This window comes from Kineococcus sp. NPDC059986 (assembly GCF_040702905.1).
In the GTDB taxonomy this organism is placed as follows: Bacteria; Actinomycetota; Actinomycetes; order Actinomycetales; family Kineococcaceae; genus Kineococcus.
Genome location: NZ_JBFBND010000003.1, coordinates 13,903 through 30,829, shown reverse-complemented (window position 1 = coordinate 30,829; position 16,927 = coordinate 13,903). Strand labels below are relative to the sequence as shown.

Here is a 16,927-nt window from a genome sequence, read left to right as displayed (position 1 = left end):
TCAGGCCGCAGCGCGAGCCGCTCGCGACTCCCGCCGCAGGTAGACCAGCCCCAGGACGGGCAGGACCAGCGGGATGAAGACGTAGCCGGACCCGTACCCGGACCACACGGTGGAGCGCGGGAACGCCTGCGCGTCGGCGAGGCTCAGCGTGCCGACGGTGAGGACGCCGAGGAGCTCGACGCTGCACGCGACCCAGGCCACGCGTCGCCAGCGCGGGCCGGAGCGCCCGAGGCCCAGGGTGGCGAGCACGTAGACGACACCCGCGAAGGCCGACAGAAGGTACGCCAGCGGCGCCGTGGAGAAGTCGGTGGCGATCTGGACGCCGGCGCGGGAGACGGCCGCGATCGCGAAGACGGCGTAGAGCGCGACGAGGACGCGGCCCAGACCGGTCGTCCGGCGCGGCGCCTGGCCCGGCGCGCTCACCGCGTCACCGCGAAGAGGAGGAGCGCCCGGTAGGCGATGACGACGACGGCGAAGCAGGCCACGGCGAGCACGAGCGTGCTCGGCCGGGACCGGTCGGCGAGGGCCCAGAAGGTGCCGGCGGGCAGGATGAACGGGGCCACGACGAGGTAGGCGATGGACGTCGCGAGCTCGACGGGGCGGGTCCCGGTCGCCAGGGCGACGAAGCCGTCGACGACGGTCACCAGCACCGACAGCTCGACGACGGCCAGAGCGACCAGGAGCGCCCGGCCGACACGGCGGTCGCGGGCGACGGTGAGGACCGCCCAGACGCCTCCGACCAGGCACAGCGCGCAGGTGATCGCGACGAGGACACCGGACACGAGGGTGAACTCTACGGGGGCGGGAAGACGGACCGCGGTCCGGTTGTTGCAGCTGCACATGGATCTGTTCTCGACTGTCGCCCTGGGCGACCTCACCCTGCCCAACCGCCTCGTGATGGCCCCCTTGACGCGCACCCGCGCGGGCGCCGAGGGCATCCCCAACGAGCTGCTGGTCGAGCACTACTCCCAGCGCGCCAGCCTGGGCCTCCTCGTCTCCGAGGGCACCTACCCGAGCCACGAGTCGCGCTCCTACCCCGGCCAGCCCGGTCTCGTGACCGACGAGCAGCAGGAGGGGTGGCGCAAGGTCGCCGAGGGCGTGCACGCCGCCGGCGGGCGCATCGTCGTGCAGGTCATGCACGGCGGGCGCGTCTCGCACACCGACATCACCGGTACCGACCGCATCGTGGCCCCCAGCGCGATCGCCGTCTCCGGCGAGGCGCACACCCCGCTGGGCAAGAAGCCCTACCCCGTCCCGCACGCGCTGACCGCTGCCGAGATCGACGACGTGGTCGCCGACTTCGTGGCCGCGTCGCGTCGCGCGGTGGACGCCGGCATCGACGGTGTCGAGATCCACAGCGCCAACGGCTACCTCCTGCACGAGTTCCTCGCCCCGGGCGCCAACCAGCGCACCGACGAGTACGGCGGGTCCCCGGAGAACCGTGCGCGGCTGACCGTCCGCGTCGCGCAGGCCGTGGCCGCGGAGATCGGCGCCGGTCGCGTCGGCGTCCGCATCTCCCCCGCGCACAACATCCAGGACGCCTGGGAGAAGGACCCCGCCGACGTCGAGGCGACCTACACCCACCTCGTGGAGCAGCTGCAGCCGTTGGGGTTGGCCTACCTCAGCGTCCTGCACGCCGAGCCGTCCGGGGAGTTCGTCCAGGGTCTGCGCAAGCACTTCGGCGGCCCGCTCATGGTGAACACCGGTTTCGCCCAGGTGACGACCCGCGAGGAGGCCACGGGCTACCTCGCCGACGGCGTCGCGGACGTCGTGGCCGTGGGCCGCGCCGTCATGGCCAACCCGGACCTGCTGGCCCGCTGGCAGGGCGGCCACCCGGAGAACGCCCTCGACGCGACGACGTCCTACGGCACCGGCCCCGAGGGCTACACGGACTACCCGTTCCTGCCGGAGACGCGCGCCTGAGACCAGGCCCCTCTCACGACGCCGCGAGGTCGGTGCAGGACCGCAGGGACTCCTTGTGCTGCACCGCCTCTGCGGCGTCGTCGCCCGTCAGGGGGACGGGGACGCCGGAGCGGATCGTCGCCGGCACCCAGTGCGCCGCGGACACCCCGCCGGTCCCCGGCAGCGTGAGTTCGAGGACGCCCGTCTCCACGGCCGCCGCCTTCTTGGCGTAGAACACGAAGTTCCCCAGGCCGTAGTCGACGAAACCCTTCCGACCTCCGGCCTGCAGGTACCCCTGCCCGAGCTGCACGTGCGCGTGCGAGCCCACGACCGCGTCCGCCCCGGCTGCGACGAGGTCGTGGGCGATCGTCTGCTGCGCGTCGGTGGGGCAGTCCTGCTGCTCCTTGCCCCAGTGCAGGACGACGACGACGGAGTCGCTGCGGGACCGTTCGGCCTTCACCGCCGCGACGAGCCGGGACGCCCCGGAGGAGGTCTGCACCGACGCCAGCCCCGGCTGCGCGTCCGTCGCCGTCCACGCCTTCGCGAGCGAGGAGTCGAGGACCTGGGTCGCGTCGAACACCGCGATCCGGTTGTCGTGCACCGTGACACGGTGCGGGGCGAAGGCGCTGTCGGCGTCCTCGCCCAGCCCGACGACCGGCAGGCCCTGCGCCTTGCCGGCGGCGATCGTGTCCTTCAACCCGGTGCGACCGTAGTCGAGGCTGTGGTTGTTCGCCATCGCCGCGACGTCGACCCCGGCGTCCTCCAGGGCGCCCAGCGCCCGCGGGGGCGCACGGAACGTGTACTGCTTGCCCGCCGCGTCGCCGCGGTCGGTGATGGCCGTCTCGACGTTGACGACCGCGAGGTCCGCGCGCGACAGGACGGGCGCGATCGCGTCCAGTCCGCCGGGGTCCAGCGCCTTCTCGCTCGTGCCGTCGAAGTGGACGTCGCCCGCGACGGCGATCGTCACCGGGCGGGGGGTGGGCGCCTCGGGCTCGCCCGAGCACCCCGCGGCCACGAGGCCCGTCACCACCAGGACCGCGCCCCACCGCTTCCGCACCCCGGCACTCTAGGTGCCCGTCGACCCGCCGTCGGGGAGCGCGAGCGCGGCGGCTCGGTTACGTTCCGCGGGTGCCCGAACTCCCCGAGGTCGAATCGGCCCGCCAGGTCGTCGAGGCGGGCGGCCTGCACCGCGAGATCGCGGACGTCGACGACAACGACACCTACGAGTGCCGACCCCACCAGCCCGGCGACCTGCGCACGGCCCTCGTCGGCCGCTCGCTCACCGCGGCGCACCGCCAGGGCAAGTCGATGTGGTGCGACACCTCCGACGACGGTCCGGCCCTCGGCATCCACCTCGGCATGAGCGGGCGCATCGTCATCACCTCCGCCGAGGGCGAGCGCGTCGTCGGCGGCGACTACGAGGGAACGCCGAAGCTGCCGCGCGTGGCGAAGGACGAGTGGTACCGGTTCACGCTGACGTTCGCCGACGGCGGGACGTTGCGGTTGCTCGACAAGCGCCGGCTGGGCCGGGTGCGCCTCGACCCCGACCTGTCGGCGCTGGGCCCGGACGCCGAGCACGTCGAGCGCGAGGAGTTCCGGGAACGGGTGGGTCGCGGGACGGCGCCGCTCAAGGCACGGCTGCTCGACCAGTCCGTCGTCGCGGGCATCGGGAACCTGCTGGCCGACGAGGTGCTCTGGCGGGCGCACCTCGACCCGCGTCGTCCGGCCGGGGACCTGCGCACGGAGGAACTCGACGAACTCCGGCGCCAGCTGCGGGCGGGCATCCGGCACGCCGTGAAGCACGGCGGCGTCCACACCGGCGAGGTGATCCCGCACCGGACGTCCGGCGGGCACTGCCCACGCTGCGGCGCGTCGATGGTGCGGGCCACCGTCGGCGGACGGACGACGTGGTGGTGCTCGAAGGAACAGGGCGCCGCCTGAAGCGTCACCTCCTCGTCAGGCCACCGATGATCGTGGCGAGGGCGAAGTCGCGCCGGGCCGCCGCGTCCGGCCCGGTGAGCGCGGCGGCCGCGCGCACCACCCGGGGGAAGCGCTCGGCGTCGGCGGACTCGTAGGCGGAGCGCACGTCGACCGGTCGGAGCGCCGTGGAGGACGGGTCGCCACGTTCGACCGCGGTCGCCGCGGCGAACTGGGCGAGGAGGTCCACCGCGAGGGCGGCCCGCGGGGCGGGCACGCCCCCCACCTCCATGAGCCCGAGTTCGTGGTCGGCGAGCCGGAGCGCCCCCGGCAGCACGGGCACCGACCCCAGCGCGACCGACCCCAGCCCGGGGAGTTCCTGCAGGGCGTCGACCGTGTTCACGACCGTGGCCGCGAGCGCGTCGCGCCACGTCCGGCGGTCCCCGTCGACGAGGTCGACCCGCGCGTAGGCGTCGTCGAGCACGTGCGCGAGCAGCTGCTCGCGGTTCTCGAAGTACGCGTAGAGCGACGCCGGTCCGGTCTCGAGCCGGGTCGCCACCCGCCGCAGGCTGACGGCGGCGAGGCCGTCCTCCCGCGCGAGCTCGGTCGTCGCCTCGACGATCGCCCGCCGCGACAACGGAGCCTTGGCGGGTCCCCCGCGACGTGAGACGGGTTCCGGACGCACGGTCAGACCCTACCCGCTTGACGCGATCGACATTCTCGACGAACACTGTTCGCGAACGGTGTTCGTCAATGGTGTTCGTCAATGGAGGAGGTCCTGGTGTCGGTTCTCGTGGTGGGTGCCCGTGGGGCGGTCGGCGGTGGGGTCGTCCGCGGCCTCCTGGAACGCGGCGTCGAGGTCGTGGCGACCTCGCGCCGCCCGGAGCAGCTGGACCTGCCGGCCTCCGTGCGCACGGCCGCCGCCGACCACGACGAGCCCACGTCGCTCACCCCCGCCCTCGTCGGCGTGGACCGGGTGTTCCTCTACGCCGACACGTCCGACCCGGAGGGGCTGCTCGCGGTCGTGGCCGCCGCCGGCGTGCGGCACGTCGTCCTGCTGTCGTCCTCGGCCGTCACCTTCCCCGGGGCGCACGACGACTTCAACGGGGCGCGGTTCCTGCGCGTGGAGGCCGCGGCGCGGGCCTCGGGGCTGGAGCACACGTTCCTGCGGCCCGGCGCCTTCGCCGCCAACGCCGCCCACTGGAGCTGGTCCGTGCGCCGCGGAACTCCCGTCCCGTTGCCGTACCCCGACGCCGTGCAGGCTCCGGTCCACGAGCGGGACGTCGCCGACGTCGCCGTCGCCGCGCTGACCGGGGACTCCCTCACCGGTTGCGCCCCGGTCCTCACGGGGCCCGAACGGTTGACGCTGCGGCAGCAGGTCGACGTCCTCGGCCAGGTCGTGGGGCGCCCCACCGGCGTCCACGAGCAGACCGAGGAGGAGGCGTTCGCCCTGCTCTCGCAGCACGTCCCGGAGGTGTGGGCCCGTCAGCTCATCGGGGACTGGCGACGCGCGGTGGGGACGGCACCGGCCCTCTCGGCCGAGTACGAACGGATCACCGGCCGGCGTCCGCGCCCGTTCAGGACGTGGGTGGAGGACAACGTGGCGCTGTTCCGCTGACACCCCCACCTGCGCCCCTGCCCTCGACCGCAGTGGACGTCAAGGCGCCGTCAGGGTCCGGCGAGAACTCCTCGACGCACGCCGGTGGCCAGCCAGCCGCCGTCCCGAGAACGCAGCGCTCCGCGCTGAGACCGTTGCCAGCGCTGCACCAATCCGACGACACGCCGACGACACGCCGTGCCGGGAGGCCCCTGACGGCGATGGCTGCAGCGCTGGGGGGTCCGTCCGTCAACCCCGCGCGAAACCCCGCCGCGACGTCTCGACGTGCTTGACCATCGCCTGCCCGGCCTTCGCCTCGTCCCCCGTCGCGATGGCGGCGACGATCCGGCGGTGCTCGGTCCAGGCCCGGTGGCCCTGCTGCGGGACGGTCGTGGCGTAGGCCCACTGGATCTGCTCGCTCACCCGGCGCAGCACGAGGGTCATGCTGTGCGAACCGGACAACCGCGCCACGCTGCCGTGGAACCGCGAGTTCAGCTCCGCTCCGAGCACGGGGTCGCCGGAGTCGAGGGCGGCGAACCCCGCCTCGACGATCTCCGTGAGCTCCTCGACCACGGCGGTCTCCCCCGCCGCGACCCGGCGGGCGCAGCGGCTCGCGGTGATCTCCTCCACGACGCAGCGGACCGAGTACAGGTCGGCGAGGTCGTCGACGGGGACCTCGGCGACGCGGGCGCCGGCGTTGGGGCGCAGGTCGACGAACCCCTCACCGGCCAGCGCCCGCAGCGCCTCGCGCACGGGGACCCGCGAGGTCCCGTACCGGTCCACGAGGGCCGTCTCCGTCAGCCGCGTCCCCGGCGGGAAGAACCCGCCGAGGACGTCGCGCCGCAACTGCTCGACGACCCGCTCCGCCGACGCCCCCACCCTCAGGCCGCCAAGCGGCCGGGGATCGCCGACAGCAGCTGGGCGGTGTACTCCTCGCGGGGGTGGTCGAACACGTCCCCGATCATGCCTTGTTCCACGACGCGGCCGGAACGCATCACCAGCACCTGGTGGGCCAGGTGCCGCGCGACGGCGAGGTCGTGCGTGATGAACAGGTACGTCAGGCCGAGGTCCTCCTGCAGCCGCTCGAGGAGCCCGAGGACCTGCTGCTGCACGAGGACGTCCAGCGCCGATGTCGCCTCGTCGAGCACGACGACCTTCGGGTTGAGGGCCAGCGCCCGCGCGATGGCGACGCGCTGGCGCTGCCCACCGGACAGTTCCGACGGGCGGCGCTGGGCCAGCGTGCGGCTCAACGAGACCTGGTCGAGGAGCTCACCGACCCGGGCGCGACGGCTGCGGGGGTCGCCGGCGCGGGCGATCCGCAGGGGTTCGTCGATGAGGCGTTCGAGGGTCATCGTCGGGTCCAGCGAACCGAACGGGTCCTGGAACACCGGCTGCACGTCGCGGCGTCCGCCGTCGACGGCGATCGTCCCGCTCGTCGGGTCCTCGAGCCCGAGCACGAGCCGGGCCGTCGTCGTCTTGCCCGACCCCGACTCCCCCACGACGGCCGTCGTCGTCCCGACCGGGACGCTGAACGACACCCCGTCCACCGCCCGCAGCTTCTCCCGCTGCCCGCGGATCCGGTACTCCTTCACGAGGTCCTGCACGACGAGGACGTCGTCCCGGGTCCGCTCGGGCAGTTCCCGCGGAGCGGTGCGCCCCGCTGTCGCCGGGGCGGCGGCGACGAGCGCGCGGGAGTACTCCGCCGTCGGCGCCCGCAGCACCTGAGCCGCCGGACCCGTCTCGACGACCCGGCCCTCGGACATCACCACGACGTCGTCGCAGCGGTCGGCCGCCAGCGCCAGGTCGTGCGTCACGAGCAGCAGCGACGCCCCACGCGCGGCGGTCAGCCGGTCGAGGTGGTCGAGGATCTGCCGCTGGACGGTGACGTCGAGCGCCGACGTGGGTTCGTCGGCGATGAGGAGTTCCGGTTCGGCGGCCAGCGCCATCGCGATGAGCACACGCTGGCGCATCCCGCCGGAGAACTCGTGCGGGTACTGCCGGGACCGCTTCCCCGCGTCGGGGATGCCCGCCTCCTCCAGCAGTTCCACGGCCCGGTCCCGCGCGGCGGAACCCTTCGCCAGCCCGTGCATGACGAGCGTCTCGGCCACCTGCCGGCCGACGCGGGCCGACGGGTTGAGGTTCGACATCGGGTCCTGCGGCACGAGTCCGATCTGCCGCCCGCGCAGGCGCCGCAGGCGGTTCTCGTCCCGGCCGCGCAGGGCGGCGGTGATGTCGTCCCCGGCCACGACGACCCGGCCACCCGTGACGCGACCGGCGCCCTGGAGCAACCCGAGGACAGCGGCAGCGGTCGTCGACTTGCCGGATCCGGACGCGCCGACGACCGCGACGCGGTGACCGCGGCGGACCGTCACGTCGACGCCGTGCAGGACCTCGGTGGCGCCGTAGGCGACCTCGAGGCCCTCGACCTCCAGCAGGTTCGTCACGTCGCTCACCGCCCCACCGCGTAGCCCTGGGCGCCGCGGGAGTTCGCGGCGGCGTGCAGCACACCCGTCTCGGGGTCGCGCCCCGCGCACGAGAGCCGGCCCAGCGACCAGTCGCCCGACCGCGTCACGACGTGGCCGCGTTCCTCGAGACCGGCGATGACGTCGTCCCCGAGCCGGCCCTCGACGACGGCGCCGCCCGGCGTCCACGTCCGCGGCCAGAACGACCCGGGCATGGACGTGGTGTGCAGGGCGGGCGCGTCGATCGCCTGCTGGGGGTCGTACCCGCCGACGAGGGTGCGCAGCAGGTAGAGGAGCTGCCACTGGTCCTGCTGGTCGCCGCCGGGGGTTCCCAGCGCCTCGACGGGAACTCCGTCGCGGAGCAGGAGCGTCGGCGTCAAGGTCGTCCGGGGCCGTTCCCCCGGCCGCAGCGCGGACGGCGACTCCTCGTCGAGCCACGTCATCTGCAACCGCGAACCGAGGCAGAACCCGAGTTCGGGGACCGTCGGCGAGGACTGCAACCAGCCGCCGGACGGCGTGGCCGACACGACGTTCCCCCACCGGTCGACGACGTCGACGTGGCAGGTGTCGCCGCGGGTGGTGCCCGTGCGCTCGACGGTGGGTTCGCCGATCGTCGGTTCACCGACGCCGACCGCCGAGGGGGCGTCGGTGCGCAGCGGCGGCACGTGCGGTTCCCGGCCGCCGACGGCCCCGGGGCGGAACTCGTGGGAGGCGCGGTCGGTGATGAGCGCGCGTCGGGCGGCCGCGTACTCCTCCGAGAGCAGTTCCCGGAGGACGTCCGGGTCCGCGGCCGAGCCGTACCAGGCGTCGCGGTCGGCGAGGGCGAGCTTGAGCGCCTCGATGACGGTGTGCGCGCCACGGACGGTCGAGGGGTCCAGGTCGGCGTCCTCGAACCCGTCGAGGATCCGCAGCGCCTGCAGCAGCACGGGGCCCTGGCCGAACGGGCCGGTCTTGGCGACCGTCGTCCCGCGGAACTCGACCGTCGCGGCGGTCTCGTACCCGGCCGAGAACGCGGCCCAGTCCGCGACCTCGAGGACGCCCGCGTGGTCGGTGCCGGAGGAGTGCCGGTGCGGGGTGCGGAGGAACTCCACGGCCTCGCGGGCGACGAACCCCTCGCGCCACTCGGTGCGGAACGCCTCGATCCGCTCCACCCGCGACCCGGCGTCCTTGCCCACCTCGACGAGGCGCTCCAGCGTCCGCGCCCAGGCCGGGTTCGTGATGACGTCGCCGTGCGCCGGGATGCGCCCCTCCGGCATCCACAACGCCGCCGAACTCGGCCAGTGCTCGCGGAACAGGTCGGCGACCGAGGCGATGGTCGTCCCGACCCGGCCGACGACGGGGTGGCCGTCGCGGGCGTACCCGATGGCCGGTTCGAGGACGTCGGCCAGTTCCCACGTCCCGTGGTCGCGCAGCAGCACCATCCACGCGTCGACCGCACCGGGCACGGCGGCCGCGAGCCCGCCCGCACCGGGCACGAGGTCGAGCCCCTCGGCGCGGTAGTGCTCGATCGTCGCCGCGGCGGGCGCCGGGCCCTGACCGTTGAGGACGACGGGCGTCGAGTCCTGCGCGGTGGCGAAGACCCCCGTCATGTCGCCGCCGGGGCCGTTGAGGTGCGGTTCGACGACGTGCAGCACGAACGCGGCGGCCACGGCGGCGTCGAAGGCGTTCCCGCCGCGCTCCAGGACCGACTGGCCGGTCGCGGAGGCGAGCCAGTGCGTGGAGGCCGTCATGCCGAACGTGCCGCGCAACGTGGGTCGCGTGGTGTGGTCGGTCGGGGGCGTGAAGCTCACCGGTGGTCTCCGCTCGGGTCGAGGGCGTCGCGCAGGGCGTCGCCGAACAGGTTGAAGGCCAGGCAGACGAGCACGATCGCCAGGCCCGGGAAGAGCGCCGCCGTCGGCGCCCGGAAGATGTACTGCTGGGCGTCGGACAGCATGATGCCCAGGCTCGGGGTCGGCGGCTGGATGCCGAGCCCGAGGAACGACAGCAGCGCCTCGCCGATGACGACGGCCGGCACGATGACCGTGGCCTGCACGACGATCGAGGGCACCGCGTTCGGCAGGACGTGGGTGGCGAGGATCCGGACCCCGGAGGCGTCCATCGTCTTGGCCGCCAGCACGTACTCCGCCCCGCGCAGCCGCAGCGTCTCGGCGCGCACCACGCGGATGACCTGCGGCACGTGCGCGATGCCCAGGGCGATCGCGGCGTTGCCGAGGCTCGCGCCACGGATGGCGGCCAGCCCGACGGCCAGCACGAGGAACGGGAACGCCAGGACGACGTCCGTCACGCGCGACACGACGGCGTCGAGCCCGCGCCAGTACCCGGCGGCGAGGCCGAGCGGGGTGCCGACGACGATCGAGAGCACGACGGCCAGCAGCGCCACCTGCAGCGAGGCCCGCAGGCCGAAGAGGATGCGGGACAGCACGTCACGACCGAGGTCGTCGGTGCCCAGCCAGAACCCGACGGTGCGCGGCACCTGGAACGGCGTCTCGAAGTGCACCTGCGTCGGAGAGTAGGGCGCGAGGACGGGGGCGAGCAGGGCGGCGAGGACGACGAGCGCGGCCAGCACCATCCCCACCACGCCGGAGGGGTTGCGCAGCATGCGCCGCAGCACGACGCCGCGGCTGGACCCGAGGTCGACCTCGAGCCGGTCGGCGGCCTGGACGGTCTGGCTCATCGGGAACCTCCGGCGACGCGGATGCGCGGGTCGAGGACGGTGTAGAGCACGTCGACCACCAGGTTGATGGCGACGTAGGCGAGGGTCACGACGAGGACGACACCCTCGATGACGGGGTAGTCCCGGCTGAACACCGAGTCCAGCGTCAGCTTGCCGAACCCCGGGAGGCCGAAGATGCGCTCGGTCACGACGGCGCCGGAGATGAGCCCGCCGAGCTGCAACCCGACGAGCGTCACGACGACGACGAGGGAGTTGCGCAGCGCGAACCGCAGGACGACGGCCGACCGGGAGGCGCCCTTGGCGCGGGCCGTGCGGACGTAGTCGGCCGAGAGGTTCTGCAGCATCGAGGCGCGGGTCTGCCGCATGACGACGGCGGCGATCCCGGCGCCGAGGATGACCGCGGGCAGCGTCAGGTGGTGCAGCGCCCGCAGCGGGTCCTCCCCCGGCGAGACGTACCCGGAGGCCGGGAACCACCCCAGCCCGACGGCGAGGTAGAGGATCGCCAGCAACCCCAGCCAGAAGCTCGGCACCGACAACCCCAGCAGCGAGAGCCCGTTGACACCGGCCTCGGCCCAGGTGCCGCGGCGCACGGCCGCGACGACACCCATGGCGAGGCCGAACACGACGGCGAAGAGCATGGCGTAGACCGACAGCCAGACCGTCACCGGCAACGTGGCGCCGATGAGCTCGGTGACGGGGGTTCCGGTGCGGACCGAGGTCCCGAGGTCACCCGTCAGCGCGTTGGTGACGAACTTCCAGTACTGGACCCACACGGGTTGGTCCAGGCCGAGGTCGGCCCGGACGGCCGCGAGGGCGGCGGGGGTCGCCTCCTCGCCGGCGACGGCGAGCGCCGGGTCCCCCGGGAGGGCGCGGACCCCGGCGAAGACGACCATCGAGGCGAGCACGAGCGTCACGGCGCTCTGCCACAGCCGGGACAGCAGGAAACGTCCCATCACTCACTCTCCTGGAGGAAGGCGGCGCGTCCGAGGCGGACGACACCGTCGGCGAAGGTCTCGACACCGGCGACGGAGCCCTCGCCGGAATCGACGTACCCGGTGATGCTGCGCACGCGGTAGAGGTAGACGATCGGGTTGTCCCGCTGGACGATCGTCACGACCTGTCCGTAGAGGTCGGCGCGCGTGGCCGGGTCGGTGCTCTGCGCGGCCCGCTTGAGCAGCGTGTCGACCTCGGGGTTCGAGTAGCCCGAGTAGTTGTTGCCGGCGCCGGTGGTGAGGAAGCTCGAGGAGTTCCCGTGCGGGTCGACGCGGCCGGACCAGCCGAGCTGGACGGCCTCGAAGTCCCCCGAGGACTGCTGGTCGAGCAGGGTCGAGTACTCGACGGGTTCGATCTCCAGCCGGAACCCGGCCTCCAGGACGCTGGCCTGCAGGGCCTGGGAGAGCCGGAGGGTGTCGGCGCTGTTCGAGGCCGACACCTTGATCGTGTACGGCAACGGCACGCCGGCCTCGGTGAGCAGCTGCTTGGCCCGCGCGGGGTCGTGCGGCGGGCACGCGTTCGAGGCGTCGGTCGCGTAGGTGCTGTCCGGGGAGATGAACGAGCAGGCCGGTTCGTACCAGTCGTTGAACACGGAGTTCACGAGGGCCTGCCGGTCGACGGCGAGCGAGAACGCCTCGCGGATGCGGGGGTCCGTCGCGAGCGGGGTGTCGATGCGGCCCGGGGGTTTCCCGACGCCGTCGGTGTTCCCGAGGTTGAAGGTGACGCCCTGGTAGCCGAAGGACCCGGTCTGCAGCAGGCCGATGCCCTTCTCCCGCTGCAGGGCGTCGACGTCCTGCGGCGAGAGGCTGTCGGCGACCTGGACGTCACCGGAGCGCAGGTTCGCGGCGCGGATGTTGGCGTCCGTCATGATCCGGTACGTGATGCTGTCGAGGTGGACCTGGTCCGCCGCGTAGTAGTTCGGGTCGCGCTCGACGGTGATCGACGTCTGCGGCACCCGGTCCACGAACTTGAACGGCCCGACGCACGTCGGGTGGTCGCCGAAGTCCTTGCCCCGTTCCGCCAGCGCCTTCGGGGACATGACCATCCCGGCGCGGTCGGCGAGGGAGGCCGTGAGCGGCGCGAACGGCGTCTTGTAGCGGACGACGACGGTCGCGGGGTCGACGGCCTCGACGTCGCTGACGGGGCCGAGTTCGCTCTTGCGCGTGCTCGTCTCGAGGGTGAGGTTCCGTTCGAGGGTCGTGACCACGGCCGCGGCGTCGAGCGGGGTGCCGTCGGCGAACCGGATGCCGGAGCGGACGGGGATCGTGACGGTGAGGCCGTCCGGGGAGGTCGTCGGCAGCGCGGCGGCGAGCTGCGGGACGAGGTTCCCGTCGGCGTCGATGTCGTAGAGCTTCTCGCAGATCGCGTTCATGACGTAGCGCGTGTAGAGCGAGGACGACGTCGTGGGGTCGAGCCGGTCGGGTTCGGCCGACAGGGCCATGACGAGGTCGCCGCCGTCGCGGACGGGACGGTCACCGATCGCGACGCCCGTGACGTCCTCGCGCTCGGGGGCCTGGCCGACGGGCTGCACGGGGACGCACGCCGCGAGGCCGAGCAGCGGCACGAGCAGCGCGGCGGGCAGCACCCGGGGCAGTGCACCGGGCAGGGCGTGGGGAAGGCGTCGGAGCAGGGCTGGTCGAGCAGTCATCGCGAACCTCTCGCAGGTCGGATTCAGCGGCCGAACGTATACAATCCGAGCACCGTACTCTTCCTGTGTTTCCCCGGTGTTTCAAGAGGCCCCGGGGTTCGGATCCCGCCGAGCAGGAGAACGCGATGCCCCCCGAGGTCACCCCTGGGAAGACCACCGAGCCGTCCACCGCGAAGGGGTCCGGTCCGCACCGGGCGTCCTGGCACCTCGCGCTGATGCTCGTGCTGACGTTCTCGACCGGCATCGTCGACGCGGTCGGCTACCTGGGCCTGGACCGCGTCTTCACGGCGAACATGACGGGCAACGTCGTGATCCTCGGGATGGCGCTCACGGGGTCGGAGAACCTGCCGATCGTCGGGCCCGTGCTCGCCCTCTTCGGCTTCCTCGCCGGCGCCGCCCTCGTGGGCCGGGTGCTGCGCACGGCCGCCACGGGGTGGACGACCGCTTCGACGTGGGTCTTCGTCGTCGTCGGGGTCGTGCTGGCCGGTCTCGCTGCCGTGACGTCGGTCATGGACGGGCTGCCCGTCCCGGCGGGGACGACCCCGCCGCCGGCCGCGCTGGCCGTGACCACCGTGCTGGGCATCGCGATGGGCGGTCAGGCCGCCGCCGCGCGCCGGCTCGCGGTCAAGGACGTCACGACCGTCGTCGTCACGTCCACGCTGACGGGCCTGGCCGCCGACTCCCGCCTGGCCGGCGGCAACGGCGACGGGTGGCGACGCCGTCTCGGCGCCGTGGTGCTCATCCTCGCCGGGGCGGCCGCCGGGGCCGCGCTGCTGCGCTGGCACGTCGGCGCCGGCCTCGGCACCGCGGCCGCCATCTCCCTCGTCGCCGCCGTCCTCGGGCACCTCCGGGCGCACGCCACCCGCTGACGCACACGCGCCTCACACGGGGAAGGTGACCCCCGTCAGCTCCTCCGAGACCGTCCACAACCGCCGCTGGACGGCGAGGTCGTGCGACTGGTCGCTGCTGGCGACCTGGCGGGGGTACCCCCGCGCCTCCCCCGCACCGGACGGGCCGAAGTACTGCCCACCGAGGACGGCGGGGTCGGTCGCGGCCCGCAGGGTCGGCAGCGCCCCCATCGCCGCGGGCTGGGTCAGGACGTTCCCGAGCCGGTCCATGAGCGCGCGCACGGGCGCCGGGGTGTGCCGGACGAGCTCGGTGTTCGAGATCCCCGGGTGGGCCGCGACGGCGATCGTGCTCGTCGCGTGCGCCGCGAGACGGCGCTGCAGCTCGTACGTGAAGAGCAGGTTCGCCAGCTTGGACTGCCCGTACGCGGCGACCTTGGAGTAGGACCGCTCCCACTGCAGGTCGTCGAAGTGGATCGCGGCGCGGACCCGGTGCGCGACGCTGCTGACCACCACCACCCGCGACCCGGGCACGGGCAGGAGCGCGTCGAGCAGCAGACCCGTGAAGGCGAAGTGCCCCAGGTGGTTCGTGCCGAACTGCAGCTCGAACCCGTCCTGCGTCGTCCGGCGCGGGGTGTACATGACGCCGGCGTTGTCGACGAGCAGGTCGATGCGGGGGTGCCGGCCGCGCACCGCCTCGGCCGCCTCCCGCACCGACGTCAGCGACGACAGGTCCAGCCGCTGGACGGAGACGTCCCCACCCATCCGGGACGCGGCCGCCGCCCCCTTCTCCACGTCGCGCACGGCCAGGACGACCGCCGCGCCCCGCGCGGCGAGGACCTTCGCGGTCTCGAACCCCAGCCCCGTGTTGGCGCCGGTGACGACCGCCACCCGTCCGTGCTGGTCGGGCACGTCGCCCGCCGTCCACCGCGTGCTGCTCACGTCGACTCCCCGCCTCGCGCGCACCCGGGACGGTGCGACCACAGGGCGATCATGCGCCTGGTGCCCGCGCGCTGCGCCCTCAGTCCGGCGACCCGGCCAGCCGGCGCGCGTCCCGCTCCTCCTCGGCCGTGAACCCCTCCCAGTCGCGGGTGCGGTGGGCGTCGGCCTGCCCCTGGATCCACGCCTGGTGCGCCTCCCACGCACTCTGCTTGGTGACGCCGGTGGCCGCGGCGATCTGCGACCACGACGCCCCCGCCGCGCGCGCCGCCCGGACGGCGAGCTGTCGGCCGTAGGAGGCCTTGCGGGACAGCACTTCCCCCAGGGCCAGCAGTTCCAGGGCCTCGTCCTCAGGCAGGTGCGCGCGCTCGTGGTCGGTGTCGGTGTCGGTGTCGGATCCGAGCAGCGTGTGCCGCAGCCGCAGGTCGTCGTAGCGGTGGGCCGCGGTGAGCAGGGTGTGCTCGCGCTCGAGTGCGTCGACGGTCGTCTGGACGGTCATGGTCGCCTCCCGGTCGTTCGTCAGGCCAGCCTGACGCTCGGGTGGACCGGACGCAAGACCTTGCCGGTGGGAGCGCGGCCCCACGACGATGCCGGGGTGCACCGCGAGGGGACGACGAGCTGGGAGGTCCGCGAGGACCTCGACCAGACTCTGCTGCTGGCCCTCTACGTGCGGGACGCCGCAGGACTCGCGCCCTTCGTCGTCGGCGAGCCCGACGTCGGCCCCCTGGATCCCGCGCCCTCCGCCGCCGCAGCTGCCCCTTCCTCGGCCGCGGTCCGAGAGTGGGGCATCTGGTGGCGGCGCACGCTCAGCGAGCAGCAGCAGGTCACGCCCTCACCGCCGGACTGGGACGGTCTCGAGCACCTGCCGACCGTGCGGGCCCTGGCGGAACGGCACCACCGGGCGTGCTGGCGGTGGATCGACGACCGGAAGCGGGAACAGGCCGACCGGTTCCGGCAGGACGATCCCCTGCACGTGACCCGCTGGGTGAACGGCTACGAGCGCCGGCTCGGACGCCCGGTGCGACCGTTCCGGCTCACCGTCCGACTGCTGCCGCTCACCGAGCCCGTCGGGTGGGTGCTGTCCGGGGACGACGTCCTGGTCAGCACCGCCCTGCGGCGCGACGCCCGCGCCTTCGAGGAGTTCCTCGCCCCCGTCGTCGACGCGCTGGCCTGACCCGCCTCACCACGGCACGACGCCCCGCCGGTCGACGAACGTCCCGGTCGGCCCGTCGTCGGGCAGCGTCGCGAGGTGGACGACGGCATCCGTTCCCTCGGTGACGGTCTGCACGCCGTCGCCGCCGTTGAGGTCGGTGCGCGTGTAGCCGGGGTCGGCCGCGTTCACGAGGACACCCGGCAGGGCGCGGGCGAACTTCAGGGTCAGCATCGTCACGGCGCTCTTCGACACCGCGTACGCCGGCGGCGTGATCCGCCAGTCGAAGAGGTCCATCTCCAGCGTGCGGGCGAAGGAGCCCACGGTCGAGGAGACCATGACGACCCGCGGGTGCGCGGACGCGCGCAGCAGCGGACTGAAGGCGTTCGTGACGCGCAGGACGCCCAGCAGGTTCACGTCGAGCAGCGTGGCGAGGGCGTCGGCGCTCAACTCCTCGACCGGGGCCACGGCGCTGTTGACGCCGGCGTTGTTGACCAGGACGTCGAGGCGGCCGTGCTCACGGCGGACCTCCTCGGCTGCGGCGTCGACACCGGCCTGGTCGGTGACGTCGAGCGGCAGCCACGTGACCCCGAGGTCGTGGGCCGCGGCCCGTCCGCGCTCGGGGTCGCGCGCGCCGAGGAGGACGGTGTGCCCGAGGGCCGCCAGCCGTCGGCAGGTCTCGAGGCCCAGGCCCTTGTTCCCACCGGTGACGAGGGTGACGGGCGGTGTGGTGGTCATGGCGACCACCCTGCGGGCGGGCCACCGGCCGGGGAAGGCGACGTCGGTCGGGGGGACCGTCA

Annotated in this window: 18 protein-coding genes; 5 read left to right on the top strand and 13 right to left on the bottom strand. The window is 73.8% G+C overall.

The window, feature by feature from the left end; all coding sequences use genetic code 11:
* Both AB0637_RS03540 and AB0637_RS03535 read right to left on the bottom strand, forming a co-directional pair.
* Nucleotides 1–423, bottom strand: a complete 423-nt coding sequence (locus AB0637_RS03540) for a hypothetical protein (RefSeq protein ID WP_366169787.1) — start codon at nt 421–423, stop codon at nt 1–3.
* The gene (locus AB0637_RS03535; RefSeq protein WP_366169786.1) at nt 420–782 is read right to left on the bottom strand and encodes a hypothetical protein; all 363 of its coding nucleotides are present in this window, start codon (nt 780–782) and stop codon (nt 420–422) included. The genes AB0637_RS03540 and AB0637_RS03535 overlap by 4 nt, the downstream gene beginning before the upstream one ends.
* 58 nt (nt 783–840) lie before the next feature.
* Between AB0637_RS03535 and AB0637_RS03530 the strand changes: the two genes are divergently transcribed.
* Complete coding sequence (locus AB0637_RS03530; protein ID WP_366169785.1) at nt 841–1,923, top strand: alkene reductase; 1,083 nt, start codon at nt 841–843, stop codon at nt 1,921–1,923.
* 13 nt (nt 1,924–1,936) lie between these two features.
* Here AB0637_RS03530 and AB0637_RS03525 read toward each other — a convergent pair whose 3' ends face one another.
* Nucleotides 1,937–2,959, bottom strand: coding sequence for a CapA family protein (locus AB0637_RS03525; RefSeq protein ID WP_366169784.1), 1,023 nt, complete (start codon nt 2,957–2,959; stop codon nt 1,937–1,939).
* A 71-nt stretch (nt 2,960–3,030) separates the two neighbouring features.
* Here AB0637_RS03525 and AB0637_RS03520 point away from each other — a divergent pair, with 71 nt between their 5' ends.
* A complete protein-coding gene (locus tag AB0637_RS03520; RefSeq protein ID WP_366169783.1) occupies nt 3,031–3,843 on the top strand; it encodes a DNA-formamidopyrimidine glycosylase family protein in 813 nt (270 codons plus the stop codon).
* Nucleotides 3,844–3,847: 4 nt separating this feature from the next.
* Here the strand turns inward: AB0637_RS03520 and AB0637_RS03515 are convergent, their stop codons facing one another.
* The gene (locus AB0637_RS03515; RefSeq protein ID WP_366169782.1) at nt 3,848–4,504 is read right to left on the bottom strand and encodes a TetR/AcrR family transcriptional regulator; all 657 of its coding nucleotides are present in this window, start codon (nt 4,502–4,504) and stop codon (nt 3,848–3,850) included.
* Nucleotides 4,505–4,600: 96 nt separating this feature from the next.
* On the opposite strand from AB0637_RS03515, the gene AB0637_RS03510 reads away from it, so the two are divergent.
* Nucleotides 4,601–5,437 (top strand): NAD(P)H-binding protein, encoded by an 837-nt coding sequence (locus AB0637_RS03510; protein WP_366169781.1) that lies wholly within the window; start codon nt 4,601–4,603, stop codon nt 5,435–5,437.
* A 228-nt stretch (nt 5,438–5,665) separates the two neighbouring features.
* Here the strand turns inward: AB0637_RS03510 and AB0637_RS03505 are convergent, their stop codons facing one another.
* The 6 genes from AB0637_RS03505 to AB0637_RS03480 are packed head-to-tail and all read right to left on the bottom strand — an operon-like array spanning nt 5,666 to nt 13,193.
* Nucleotides 5,666–6,295 (bottom strand): GntR family transcriptional regulator, encoded by a 630-nt coding sequence (locus AB0637_RS03505; RefSeq protein WP_366169780.1) that lies wholly within the window; start codon nt 6,293–6,295, stop codon nt 5,666–5,668.
* Between the two features lie 2 nt (nt 6,296–6,297).
* Nucleotides 6,298–7,860 carry an ABC transporter ATP-binding protein gene (locus tag AB0637_RS03500; protein ID WP_366170036.1) on the bottom strand — a complete coding sequence of 521 codons (1,563 nt, stop codon included), beginning with the start codon at nt 7,858–7,860 and terminating at the stop codon, nt 6,298–6,300.
* 5 nt (nt 7,861–7,865) lie between these two features.
* Nucleotides 7,866–9,608 carry a gamma-glutamyltransferase gene (locus AB0637_RS03495; RefSeq protein WP_366170035.1) on the bottom strand — a complete coding sequence of 581 codons (1,743 nt, stop codon included), beginning with the start codon at nt 9,606–9,608 and terminating at the stop codon, nt 7,866–7,868.
* A gap of 56 nt (nt 9,609–9,664) precedes the next feature.
* On the bottom strand, nt 9,665–10,552 hold the full coding sequence (locus AB0637_RS03490; protein ID WP_366169779.1) for an ABC transporter permease: 888 nt from the start codon (nt 10,550–10,552) through the stop codon (nt 9,665–9,667).
* Nucleotides 10,549–11,505, bottom strand: a complete 957-nt coding sequence (locus AB0637_RS03485) for an ABC transporter permease (protein WP_366170034.1) — start codon at nt 11,503–11,505, stop codon at nt 10,549–10,551. Before AB0637_RS03485 ends, AB0637_RS03490 begins: the two co-directional genes overlap by 4 nt.
* The gene (locus tag AB0637_RS03480; RefSeq protein WP_366169778.1) at nt 11,505–13,193 is read right to left on the bottom strand and encodes an ABC transporter substrate-binding protein; all 1,689 of its coding nucleotides are present in this window, start codon (nt 13,191–13,193) and stop codon (nt 11,505–11,507) included. The genes AB0637_RS03485 and AB0637_RS03480 overlap by 1 nt, the downstream gene beginning before the upstream one ends.
* A gap of 215 nt (nt 13,194–13,408) precedes the next feature.
* Here AB0637_RS03480 and AB0637_RS03475 point away from each other — a divergent pair, with 215 nt between their 5' ends.
* Nucleotides 13,409–14,062 carry a YoaK family protein gene (locus tag AB0637_RS03475; protein WP_366170033.1) on the top strand — a complete coding sequence of 218 codons (654 nt, stop codon included), beginning with the start codon at nt 13,409–13,411 and terminating at the stop codon, nt 14,060–14,062.
* 12 nt (nt 14,063–14,074) lie between these two features.
* Here AB0637_RS03475 and AB0637_RS03470 read toward each other — a convergent pair whose 3' ends face one another.
* Both AB0637_RS03470 and AB0637_RS03465 read right to left on the bottom strand, forming a co-directional pair.
* Nucleotides 14,075–14,980, bottom strand: coding sequence for an SDR family NAD(P)-dependent oxidoreductase (locus tag AB0637_RS03470; protein ID WP_366169777.1), 906 nt, complete (start codon nt 14,978–14,980; stop codon nt 14,075–14,077).
* Between the two features lie 79 nt (nt 14,981–15,059).
* A complete protein-coding gene (locus AB0637_RS03465) occupies nt 15,060–15,476 on the bottom strand; it encodes a hypothetical protein (protein ID WP_366169776.1) in 417 nt (138 codons plus the stop codon).
* 96 nt (nt 15,477–15,572) lie between these two features.
* On the opposite strand from AB0637_RS03465, the gene AB0637_RS03460 reads away from it, so the two are divergent.
* Complete coding sequence (locus AB0637_RS03460) at nt 15,573–16,151, top strand: hypothetical protein (protein ID WP_366169775.1); 579 nt, start codon at nt 15,573–15,575, stop codon at nt 16,149–16,151.
* Nucleotides 16,152–16,157: 6 nt separating this feature from the next.
* On the opposite strand, the gene AB0637_RS03455 is transcribed toward AB0637_RS03460, so the two are convergent.
* A complete protein-coding gene (locus tag AB0637_RS03455) occupies nt 16,158–16,865 on the bottom strand; it encodes an SDR family NAD(P)-dependent oxidoreductase (protein WP_366169774.1) in 708 nt (235 codons plus the stop codon).
* Nucleotides 16,866–16,927 lie beyond the last annotated feature (62 nt).